The organism is Natrinema salsiterrestre (assembly GCF_029502005.1).
Lineage (GTDB): Archaea > Halobacteriota > Halobacteria > Halobacteriales > Natrialbaceae > Natrinema > Natrinema salsiterrestre.
Genome location: NZ_JAMQOT010000001.1, coordinates 1,077,439 through 1,086,582, shown reverse-complemented (window position 1 = coordinate 1,086,582; position 9,144 = coordinate 1,077,439). Strand labels below are relative to the sequence as shown.

General features: G+C 63.1%; 14 protein-coding genes, 2 tRNA genes and 1 rRNA gene. 12 read left to right on the top strand and 5 right to left on the bottom strand.

Annotation, left to right across the window (positions count from 1 at the left end):
- Positions 1–180 precede the first annotated feature (180 nt).
- Positions 181–302 (top strand): 5S ribosomal RNA (gene rrf / locus NDI89_RS05455).
- Positions 303–439: 137 nt separating this feature from the next.
- Positions 440–515 (top strand) — tRNA-Cys (locus NDI89_RS05450).
- Positions 516–859: 344 nt separating this feature from the next.
- On the opposite strand, the gene NDI89_RS05445 is transcribed toward NDI89_RS05450, so the two are convergent.
- The 3 genes from NDI89_RS05445 to NDI89_RS05435 all read right to left on the bottom strand — a co-directional run bounded on the left by NDI89_RS05445 (position 860) and on the right by NDI89_RS05435 (position 1,910).
- A tRNA-Lys gene (locus tag NDI89_RS05445) sits at positions 860–933 on the bottom strand.
- An 83-nt stretch (positions 934–1,016) separates the two neighbouring features.
- A complete protein-coding gene (locus NDI89_RS05440; protein WP_277520483.1) occupies positions 1,017–1,712 on the bottom strand; it encodes a DUF7119 family protein in 696 nt (231 codons plus the stop codon).
- A gap of 57 nt (positions 1,713–1,769) precedes the next feature.
- The gene (locus NDI89_RS05435) at positions 1,770–1,910 is read right to left on the bottom strand and encodes a hypothetical protein (protein WP_226004591.1); all 141 of its coding nucleotides are present in this window, start codon (positions 1,908–1,910) and stop codon (positions 1,770–1,772) included.
- 836 nt (positions 1,911–2,746) lie between these two features.
- Between NDI89_RS05435 and NDI89_RS05430 the strand changes: the two genes are divergently transcribed.
- The 9 genes from NDI89_RS05430 (at position 2,747) to NDI89_RS05390 (ending at position 7,732) form a co-directional block, all read left to right on the top strand.
- The gene (locus tag NDI89_RS05430) at positions 2,747–3,028 is read left to right on the top strand and encodes a DUF6360 family protein (protein WP_277520482.1); all 282 of its coding nucleotides are present in this window, start codon (positions 2,747–2,749) and stop codon (positions 3,026–3,028) included.
- Positions 3,029–3,130: 102 nt separating this feature from the next.
- Entirely contained in the window at positions 3,131–3,496 is a 366-nt protein-coding gene (locus tag NDI89_RS05425) for a DUF892 family protein (RefSeq protein WP_277520481.1), read from the top strand.
- 5 nt (positions 3,497–3,501) lie between these two features.
- Positions 3,502–3,630: a hypothetical protein gene (locus tag NDI89_RS05420; RefSeq protein ID WP_277520480.1), complete on the top strand. Its 129-nt coding sequence runs from the start codon at positions 3,502–3,504 to the stop codon at positions 3,628–3,630.
- Positions 3,631–3,759: 129 nt separating this feature from the next.
- Positions 3,760–5,223 carry a sodium-dependent transporter gene (locus NDI89_RS05415; RefSeq protein ID WP_277520479.1) on the top strand — a complete coding sequence of 488 codons (1,464 nt, stop codon included), beginning with the start codon at positions 3,760–3,762 and terminating at the stop codon, positions 5,221–5,223.
- Positions 5,223–5,543, top strand: a complete 321-nt coding sequence (locus NDI89_RS05410; RefSeq protein WP_277520478.1) for a DUF8026 family protein — start codon at positions 5,223–5,225, stop codon at positions 5,541–5,543. The genes NDI89_RS05415 and NDI89_RS05410 overlap by 1 nt, the downstream gene beginning before the upstream one ends.
- Positions 5,544–5,636: 93 nt before the next feature.
- Complete coding sequence (gene rimI / locus NDI89_RS05405) at positions 5,637–6,110, top strand: ribosomal protein S18-alanine N-acetyltransferase (protein ID WP_277520477.1); 474 nt, start codon at positions 5,637–5,639, stop codon at positions 6,108–6,110.
- A gap of 44 nt (positions 6,111–6,154) precedes the next feature.
- Complete coding sequence (locus NDI89_RS05400; protein WP_277520476.1) at positions 6,155–6,601, top strand: DUF5810 domain-containing protein; 447 nt, start codon at positions 6,155–6,157, stop codon at positions 6,599–6,601.
- A 25-nt stretch (positions 6,602–6,626) separates the two neighbouring features.
- Complete coding sequence (locus NDI89_RS05395; RefSeq protein ID WP_277520508.1) at positions 6,627–7,037, top strand: DUF5809 family protein; 411 nt, start codon at positions 6,627–6,629, stop codon at positions 7,035–7,037.
- 101 nt (positions 7,038–7,138) lie between these two features.
- Positions 7,139–7,732 carry an NUDIX hydrolase gene (locus tag NDI89_RS05390; protein ID WP_277520475.1) on the top strand — a complete coding sequence of 198 codons (594 nt, stop codon included), beginning with the start codon at positions 7,139–7,141 and terminating at the stop codon, positions 7,730–7,732.
- 66 nt (positions 7,733–7,798) lie between these two features.
- On the opposite strand, the gene NDI89_RS05385 is transcribed toward NDI89_RS05390, so the two are convergent.
- Positions 7,799–8,044, bottom strand: a complete 246-nt coding sequence (locus NDI89_RS05385) for a PLDc N-terminal domain-containing protein (protein ID WP_277520474.1) — start codon at positions 8,042–8,044, stop codon at positions 7,799–7,801.
- A gap of 143 nt (positions 8,045–8,187) precedes the next feature.
- Here NDI89_RS05385 and NDI89_RS05380 point away from each other — a divergent pair, with 143 nt between their 5' ends.
- Positions 8,188–8,550, top strand: a complete 363-nt coding sequence (locus tag NDI89_RS05380) for a rhodanese-like domain-containing protein (RefSeq protein ID WP_277520473.1) — start codon at positions 8,188–8,190, stop codon at positions 8,548–8,550.
- A gap of 165 nt (positions 8,551–8,715) precedes the next feature.
- On the opposite strand, the gene yciH is transcribed toward NDI89_RS05380, so the two are convergent.
- The gene (yciH, locus tag NDI89_RS05375) at positions 8,716–9,009 is read right to left on the bottom strand and encodes a stress response translation initiation inhibitor YciH (RefSeq protein ID WP_006183677.1); all 294 of its coding nucleotides are present in this window, start codon (positions 9,007–9,009) and stop codon (positions 8,716–8,718) included.
- Positions 9,010–9,144: the final 135 nt, after the last annotated feature.

Sequence of the window (9,144 nt, the reverse complement as noted above, 5' to 3'; positions counted from 1 at the left end):
AAGGCAACGAGGTGTTGAGCCCGCGAGCACTAATCGATCGAGCCACACATTCATACTACATCGCATTGGATCCGTGACGCGAGAACGGGTCCGGACGCAAACTGGACTACACGTACATGACGGTCTTAGACACACCAACCGATATTGGCATGACAACGGTTCGATTCCGTTGATCGGCGTTACGGCGGCCACAGCGGCGAGGTCCCTCCCGTACCCATCCCGAACACGGAAGATAAGCTCGCCTGCGTTACGGTGAGTACTGGAGTGGGCGACCCTCTGGGAAACTCGTTTCGCCGCCACCACTCATACTTTCACCCCCACAGAGCCACTGCGTCGTGGTCTTGTGGGGGTTTCTGCATTTATATCCGGAGTGGTGACAACAAGGACGATTGTGCCGTACCGCTATGCTTAAACGAACGCAGTAACAACGGTAAGATGCGCCAAGGTGGCAGAGTCCGGCCGAACGCAGCGGCCTGCAGAGCCGCCCACCGCCGGTTCAAATCCGGCCCTTGGCTTCTATAGGATTTAATCAAGGGTAGCGACAACGATCCAGTCTCTCTATCTAGGAGCTCGTCTTCGTGATCCCGCTATCCAATCCTCGATATTTCGCTCGAACGCCACGTTCGATCGATACTGGGTAAACATGGTGTCGTGAATCGCTCCCTCTTGGCGTTCAAATCTCGAGAACTGTCTCACCACTCGTAAATCTGCACACGGAAAATCGGGGTGGGCGCGATTTGAACCACACCGAGACGGTCCTGCTCGTTCGCTTCGTTCACTGTGCGGGCTGCGACTCGTCGCCTTCAAATCGCTTCGGATCCGTTACCGACGACTCACGAGTTCGTTCGTCGTCAGAAAGCGGGCCGGGCGCGATTTGAACACGCGACCGTCTGGTTAAAAGCCAGACGCTCTGCCAAACTGAGCTACCGGCCCCGTGTTTTCCTATTCCGGTGAGTGGCGGTTAAACGTTTCTTTCTCCGCCGCCGATAGGGAGCTGCCGGCGAGCGGTGTCCGTTTCACTCCAGGTGGTTCTCGAGCGCGTCGGTAACGAGCTGGCCGGGATCGACACCTTCGATGGAGGCCCGTCGACGGAGATCGCGGTAGGTGGTCGGTGAGAGGGTGACTTCGAGTTGGCCAACGGTGACGCCGTGGTCCGCGAGGGCCTCCTCGATCGGAGTGCCGTCGTTGATAGCGCTGGCGACGCTGCGGACGTCGCGGACGGTGAGGTCGCCGTCGAGGGTGGCCCACGCGAGGAGGAGACGGGCTTCGCCGCCGACGCGGGCGATGTGTTTGGCGGCGGTCGGCGCGATCTGACCGAGTGCGACCTGTTTGCGGACCGACCGGGGGAGATCGTGGACGCGGGCCCATTTTCGGATGAAGGAGACGGTGGCGTCACCCCCGGCGCGTTCGGCGGCGGCCTTGTAGGAGCCTTCACCGCGAACGAGGGCGGCACAAGCAGCTGCCCCACGGAGCATATAGAGGTGGTCGTCATTGGTATTGCCGGCGGCGAATTGACGGACGGTTTCGGCGGCATCCGCAAGGCTCTCGGGATCGGTGGGATCGAACTGAACGGCTTCGCGAGCGCGCGTCCCGGTGACCGATTCGTCGCCCCGGATAACTGGTGTCCCAACGGGCGACTCGCGGTCCGTCGGGATCGATCGCCCGTTCTCGCCGCGGCGCTGTGTCCGATCACCGGGCCGATTATCAGTCATGAATCTCGGTACGAGTCTCGCCGGCAAAAAGGTCGTTGCCGTTGCGACATTCTCGCGTTACTCGTCGCGTTGTTCGGCGAGATGCTCCCAGATCTCCGTACAACCGGCCCCTTCTTCGATATCGTCGAGGTGGGCGTCGTCGCGCTCCTCCGCGTCCTGCTCGACCGGCTCTGGTTTGCATTCGGCTGCGTCAGTCATGCCCGGGCTTTGGGACCCTATCGTCATAAGTATCGCTTCGGCCGCAAGCGATACCCGTGCTCTGTCTTACGGGAGTATTATGCCGGTATCTCTGACGGACAACGCTCACGATACGTGCTTTTTTCAAACGGATACCGTCGAAACGTAGCAGACGAAAAAGGTGGCTACGCTGTGGCTGTGTGGAGGACTGTCGGATACGGACTGTCACAGTAACGGAGTAATGACCACCGCTCGAGGCGCAGCTACCGAACGGCTGCCGAGAGAGTCGAAACCGCAGGACTGACGGCTGTCGGGTCCTCTGGGGTGTCGCTTTCTCTCGTTCGGGCTGTCCCGTCGATTCGGTTCTTGTACGAGAGTTGGGAAGACAGATCTCAGTGGTGGTGACGATTCGCGTCGGTTCGTAATGGATTGCTATCGCCGATCGATAGCCGTATAGCAACGAACTGTCCGCTGATAAATAACCAGTTCCGCGGTCGACTCGAGTCAGCGGGGATTTCACTGCGATCCAGTTGTGGCAAAATCGGCCGCTAGGTGTGGCGCTCGTTTCGGAGTCCTATCGACCGTTCGTCACGACCGCTGGAACTCGTGTGCGTGTCCGGACCGTTCGGATCCGTTTTGGAGTCTCGGAGTTCGAAAACTCGTCGTCGGTACGGAGCCGAATGCTCCGGGGTGGTGCTCGCGACCGTAATCGATCACGAGACGATCGGTCCGTCGTGTCGCTGAATACCTGTGTCTACGGGCTGGACGTAAGGATACTCTCCAATCCGGGACCCAGAGCGGCATCCGGTTCGTGACAGCCGCCAGTATAAGTGAACGGGGCGTGAGGATCGAACTGAATGTCCGATCGACTGATGACGGTCAACGCGTACACGACGCTGGATTACGTCGAGGGGAAAGCAGTGGGTGAGACGTTCGAGTGGGAGTCGGTCGCCGTCGTGAACGCGACCGCCGACCGTGAGGCTCCCGACAGCGTTCGCCTGCAACTCGAGTTCGACAACCTGTCGGAGGAACCCCTCCCCAAACACATGGAAGACCTCGAGCTGACGCCGGAGCAGGCCCGCGCGCTGGCCGGCGACCTCGAGAAACACGCGGATCGGGTCGAGGACGCTACGGAGTAGTCCGGCGCGTCGCTCGCGAGTGATTCGACGCGCGTGCCGGGACCTGCCGTCGCAGGGCCCCGTCTTTTTCGGCGGGCTGGTGAACGACTGACTGGTCTCATCATGAGTATGGACAGCGTTCAGGACCTGTTCGAGCACGGACTCGAGGACATCTATCACGCGGAACATCAGCTCCTCGATGCGCTCGAGGACCTCGAGGGCGTCGAAGGCCTGCTCGAGGAGTACGAGGAGTTCACCTCGATGGATCCCGCACAGGACGTGATGGACTATCACAACATGGCGGCCGCCGAGAAGACCGAACACTACGAGATCGCCGCCTACGGGAACCTGATCCCGCTCGCGGATCAGCTCGGGATGGACGAGGCGGCCGACCTCCTCGAGGAGAACCTTCGCGAGGAGCAACACGCGCTCGAGGAGTTGACGGAACTGACCGAGGAGTTCGAGATGGACGCGATCCCCGCGGAGTGATTCGAATGGCTGACGACACCGAACCCGACGACGAGGAAGGGGCCCAGTACGGCGGGACCGAAGACGAGGAGCCGACGACCACTATCGACGAAGGGGATGCAGACGACGACGCGGGGACGGGGGCGACCGAGTAACTGTCGTGTCCGGATCGCCGCCGATGCGCGCCCCGTCGGAGTGTAAATCGGTAACTACGCGAACTATTCTTGCTAACACGCCCCATGGTTATACGATGGTACGAGTGGTGACGTCCGGGATGATCGACGATGGGTGACGTTCCGACCAAAACGGCTCGAGCGGAGTGGGGAAGTCGATTCGGGTTCCTGATGGCGATGATCGGCGCCATGGTGGGGGCCGGGAACATCTGGCGGTTCCCGTACGTGATGGGGAACAACGGGGGTGGCGCGTTCGTCCTCGCGTTTCTCACGTTACTGGTCGTCCTCGCGGTTCCGGGGCTGATGGCGGAGGTCGCGCTGGGCCGGTACGCGAACAAGGGGGTGATCGGCGCGTTCCGGGCGGTGGTCGGACGGGGCGGACTGGTCGGCCTCGGGGTCGTCGTGTTGTTAGTGAACATCGCGCTGATGTCGTACTACTCGCCGGTAGTCGGCTGGACGCTGTACTACGCCGTTCACTCGCTGCTGTTTACCTTTACCTCGAGCGGCTTCCAGGCCGAGCCGTTCATGAACGAGTTCTTCGCGAGCTCGCTGCTCGTGATCGCCCTCCACACGATCGTGATGGGTTCGATCGCGGCGATTCTCGTCCTCGGTATCCGCCGTGGCGTCGAGCGGATCGTCGTCTACGCGGTGCCCGCGCTCGTGCTCTCGCTCGTCGTCATGGCGATCAGGGGCCTCACCTTGCCCGGAGCGAGCGAGGGGCTCGCCTTCGCCTTCGGGATTCAGTGGGAGTATCTGGCCCGGAGCGACACCTGGATCACCGCGCTCGGGCAGGCGCTGTTCTCGACCGGTCTCGGCTGGGGCATCGCCCTGACGGTCGGCAGCTACCTCCGGGAGTACGACGACGTCCCGCTGGGCGGTGGCCTCTTCACTGCGATCGGGGAGTCGAGCGTCGGCATTCTCGCGGCGCTCGCGATCTTCCCCATCGTCTTCGCGGTCGAAGGGGTCGAACCGGACGCCGGCGCGGGGCTCGCCTTCGTCTCGCTCGTCCAGGTGTTCCCCGAGATTCCGCTCGGGGGGATCGTCGCGATCCTCTTCTTCCTCGGCTTCTTCCTCGCGACGTTCACCTCGGGGCTGCTCATCACCGAGGTGAGCGTCACGACGCTCAGCGAGGAGACCCGATTCGATCGGACCCAGACGACGCTCGGCGTCTGCGGAGCGATCTGGCTGCTCGGGCTGCCCAGCGCCTACTCCGTGGATATCCTCGACTACCTCGACTTCGTCTTCGGTAACTGGGGACTCCCCCTCGCGACGATTTCCATCATCGGCGTCATCGGCTGGGTGATGGGACCACAGCGCCTGCGGCTCCTCTCGGTCAACCGAAACGCAGGGATCCACGTCGGTCGCTGGTGGGACCCCGTTATCAAGTACGTCATCCCGTCGGTGATGGTGTTCATCGTGGCCTACTTCGCCTACGATAACTTCGGAACCCCCGAGATGATCGGCGGCATGTTCGTCCTCGTGGTCTTCCCGATCATCGGCTACGCGCTCATGTCCGTCCTCGAGGGACGGGGCGGGCAACCCGAAGGGGCCGAAGTGTCCGGAGGTGACGACTGATGGCGGCGCTCACGCCCGAGGTGCTCGGAATGCTCGCGTTCACCCTGCTCGCCTTCTACGGTGTCGCCGGGTGGGCGCTCGTTCGAACCCTGCGTCAAGAGAGCCGAAAGGTCGAAATCCTCCGCCATCAGGATCGGATGGAAACCTACTCGCCGGCGGCGCTCGCGGAACTGCGCGACTGGATCGAAACCAACCCGGACGATCCGCTTGTCGACCGGGCTCGCCGCCAGCACAACGAGTGCGTAACCGTCCTCCGGCAGACTGACAACCACTTCTACGACTGGTCGGATGCGGAGATCGACCGACTCGAGCGGGTGTAGCCGGCGATCCGTTCGATTCGATGGCTGGCCGCGAACCGAGTATATCTGCCGAGACGCGTACGGCTTTTAGTATCCGGCGTCGTACTCCCTCGTGTGACAACGCCCGTGCCGGAGGACGGCGAGGAAGTGCGGATCCGATCGGCGGAGCGTGCGGATCTGCTCGCGGTCGTTCGCATCGAGAACGCCTCGTTTTCTCAGCCCTGGCCCTACGACGCGTTCGAGCGGTTCCTCGGCGAACCCGGGTTTCTGGTCGCCGAAGCGGACGGGCGGATCGCCGGCTACGTCGTCGCCGACGTGACCCGGCAGATCGGCCGCGCGCTCGGCCACGTCAAGGACATCGCCGTCCACCCCGACCATCGCGGGGACGGCGTCGGGTCGACGCTCCTGTCGCGATCGCTCGCCGTGCTCGCGGCCCACGGTGCGGAGACGGTCAAACTCGAGGTCCGACGGTCGAACGACGGGGCGAAACGCCTCTATCGCGAGTTCGGATTCGATCCGCTTCGGCGGGTCCCCGAGTACTACGGCAACGGCGAGGACGCGATCGTGATGATCCGGAAACTCGAGTAGCGGGGTGCGGGATATTTTACCGTTCGCAGCCGGTATTGTCCCCTATGGGATACGCCTGTCCGGTCTGTGACGTCGAGGAGGCCGACGCGGTTCATCTCGCGAACCACCTCGCGATCACCGCGTCGCTCGGCCGCGAGGAACACCGCGAGTGGCTCGCGGAGTACGCGCCCGACTGGGGCGATCGAAGCCCGGAGGAACTCGGCGAGATCGTCGCGCCACACGCCGAGGAGATCGACACGCCCGACTTCGAGGACTCCGGACACGGTCACGAGCGCGGCCGCCCGGGTTCCCTCGAGGAAGGGATCGCCCGCCAGAGCAGTCAGCCGGGGCGCGGAGCGATGACCGCCGAAGCGGAGGACGTGCTCCGGGAGGCCGCGGAGCTGACTCGCGAGATGCAGTCCTCGAGCGAGAGCGACGGCGATGGAGACGACGACCCGGTCTCGAGTCCCGACGACGCGGACGGCGACGTCGACGGGAACGGAAACGCGTAACTGCCAGTCGGCCGAGGATCCGGATATGCACACGGCGGGAACGTTTTCCTTCGAGTCGGCCGACGACGCACGCGAACAGTACGAATCGGTGGGTCCAGCGGCGCAGACGGTCATTCGAGAGGTCGCGAAGGCCATGGCGTTCGATCGCGAGGAGTACGACGAACGCGTCACCGGCGACGTCGTCGAGACCGCTCGCGACGCGCTCTTCGCGAGTCTGCTCGCGGTTCGCGTCGGGAGCCGCGAGGAGTTCGAGGACTGGCGCGAGTCCTACGACGGCGAGGTGACGGAAACCGGCCACGAGGACGTCGACCGCGTCGCCTGGCACGCGGGCCCGGACGGCGAGGCCGTCGCGGCGACCTTCCAGAACGAGGAGGACGCGGCGGTGGCGACGCTTCGGCGGCAGGCGTTCGGGCGGTTGTATCGGGATTTAGTGTAGCCGAACTCGACTGTTCGATCTGCCCGACGAGTCACTGGGCAAGTCGGGACCCGACGTAGCGACCATCACCTATTATCCGCTCGAGCGCCCACTCTCTCACGATGACGACACCCGACGAGTGGGACCTGCTCGAGGAGCGAACCGAGTACGAGACCGGCTGGTACGACGGCGGATACGATCTGCTCGAACAGCCCGACGGGACGCAGAAGCGATACTACTGGGCGGACCTGCCGCCCGCGGTCGTCGTGGTCGCGCAGATCGACGGCGGTGTCCTCGCGGATATGGACGGCGGTGCCGGTGAGGGTGCGAGCGGCAGCGACGATCGCATTCTATTCGTCGAACAGTATCGGCCCACCATTCGCGAGACGCACCTCGAGCTCCCGGCGGGAATCGTCGAGGACGGCGAGTCCTACACGGGGGCGGCGACGCGCGAACTCGAGGAGGAAACCGGCTTTCGACCCTCGAGTACGGCCCTGTTACAGGAGTACGCGGTCGCGACCGGCGTCCTCCGACACGACCGCGCGATCGTCTACGCCGAGGGACTCGAGCCCGGCGAGCGGGAACTCGACAGCAACGAGTTCCTCGAGGTGACGACGGTCCCGGTCGACGAGGCGCTCGAGCGGGCTCGCGAGCAACCGACAAACGACGCGACGCTGGGGGGGCTGTTGCTGGCGAAAGAGGACGGGTTGCTGTAGCGCTTCCTGTCGCGACCGGGGTCGCCACCTGTGTAGGGAGCCGCGCCGTTTACCGTGCGGAGGCTGTCACAGCTGGAGCCGCCGATCGGAACGCGCGGCCGGTTCCCCTCGACCGATTCGGAAATAGAGTACGAGTCCGAAGAGTCCACCGAAGAACACGATGAACGCCCAGACCTTCGGACTGTGAGGGCTGTTCGTCTGACAATCACTGTATACCCAGATCACTGCGGCGATCCAGACGACGAACAACACCGGCAAGCCGATTACGACTAGCGTTCCAGCGGTCGCCATCGGAACTATCGCGGTGGCCATTACTGGGACCAGAAGATAGCTATATTATATGTTTTCTGTTCCCGCAGTCCAGAACCGGAAGGAAACCCGACCGGATCGCCAGTGGGTTCGGCGACCGGTCCGAACCCCTGATCTTATTCGAGTCGACATCCAACCCGACGATAATGGACGGCGAAATCTCTACTGACGAGGTCAAAGAGCTCCTCGAGGACGATGCGGACGTTCGTATCGTCGACATTCGCGACGAGCGGAGTTTCGAACACAGCCACATCCCGGACAGCGAGAACATTCCCTTCAACGAACTCATGGACCGCATCGACGAACTCGATGGTGAGGATCACATCGTCACGGTCTGTCCCCACGGGAAGGCGAGCGTGCAGGCCGCACAGCTCATCGGGTCCTACGAGGGGACCGCCGACGCGCGCGTCGAGAGCATGGAGGGCGGACTCGACAAATACGGGATGAAGTTCGGGCTCGTCCGCGAGGACGACGAAGCGGACGCGACCGAACAGGAATCCCCGTTCTGACCGGTCCGGTAGCCGTTTCGCAGCGAGCGCGAGTCGACGAGCGGTGGCTCGAGGTCGATGAGTGAGAACCGAGTGACGCCACTGGTCGATGGCTGTCGCAAAAAAGCGGATCGTAGCGTCCTGCGCGATCGTGGGTTCGGAAGTCGTCTCAGAGCATCGCGGGCATTAGGCGACGTTGAAGCCGCGGTCACGAAGGAACTCTTCGATGCGGCCGGTGTGGTTCCCCTGGAGTTCGATCTGGTCGTCCTCGACGGTCCCGCCGCAGGCGAATTTGGACTTGAGATCCGACGAGAGACTGTCCAGATCGACGTCCTTCGGGTCGAATCCTTCGACGATCGTTACCTCTTTCCCGTATCTGCGCTCGTCAATGCGGATGTTGAGCTGTTGTTGGCCCTTCGCCACGTCTTCGCAGACGCAGAGTTCCTGGGGCAGCCCGCACGTCGAGCAGACTTCCGACATTACGTTCGTAGGTATGAAACGGGCATATTAAACACTATCGGGACCCGCATGCCCTCGCGTGGTTCTTTTTTACGGTGTTCGGCGCGAGTTCCGCTCGCCAGCCGCTCTCGAACGAACTCACGTCTCGGTTGACCG

Excerpts from the sequence above, each read along its gene's own strand:
- NDI89_RS05380 (WP_277520473.1), top strand. The coding sequence starts at position 8,188 with ATGGACGGCGAAATCTCTACTGACGAGGTCAAAGAGCTCCTCGAGGAC.
- NDI89_RS05410 (WP_277520478.1), top strand. The coding sequence starts at position 5,223 with ATGGCGGCGCTCACGCCCGAGGTGCTCGGAATGCTCGCGTTCACCCTG.
- NDI89_RS05385 (WP_277520474.1), bottom strand. The coding sequence starts at position 8,044 with ATGGCCACCGCGATAGTTCCGATGGCGACCGCTGGAACGCTAGTCGTA.
- NDI89_RS05390 (WP_277520475.1), top strand. The coding sequence starts at position 7,139 with ATGACGACACCCGACGAGTGGGACCTGCTCGAGGAGCGAACCGAGTAC.
- NDI89_RS05400 (WP_277520476.1), top strand. The coding sequence starts at position 6,155 with ATGGGATACGCCTGTCCGGTCTGTGACGTCGAGGAGGCCGACGCGGTT.
- NDI89_RS05420 (WP_277520480.1), top strand. The coding sequence starts at position 3,502 with ATGGCTGACGACACCGAACCCGACGACGAGGAAGGGGCCCAGTACGGC.
- NDI89_RS05435 (WP_226004591.1), bottom strand. The coding sequence starts at position 1,910 with ATGACTGACGCAGCCGAATGCAAACCAGAGCCGGTCGAGCAGGACGCG.
- NDI89_RS05415 (WP_277520479.1), top strand. The coding sequence starts at position 3,760 with ATGGGTGACGTTCCGACCAAAACGGCTCGAGCGGAGTGGGGAAGTCGA.
- yciH (WP_006183677.1), bottom strand. The coding sequence starts at position 9,009 with ATGTCGGAAGTCTGCTCGACGTGCGGGCTGCCCCAGGAACTCTGCGTC.
- NDI89_RS05430 (WP_277520482.1), top strand. The coding sequence starts at position 2,747 with ATGTCCGATCGACTGATGACGGTCAACGCGTACACGACGCTGGATTAC.
- NDI89_RS05395 (WP_277520508.1), top strand. The coding sequence starts at position 6,627 with ATGCACACGGCGGGAACGTTTTCCTTCGAGTCGGCCGACGACGCACGC.
- NDI89_RS05425 (WP_277520481.1), top strand. The coding sequence starts at position 3,131 with ATGAGTATGGACAGCGTTCAGGACCTGTTCGAGCACGGACTCGAGGAC.
- NDI89_RS05440 (WP_277520483.1), bottom strand. The coding sequence starts at position 1,712 with ATGACTGATAATCGGCCCGGTGATCGGACACAGCGCCGCGGCGAGAAC.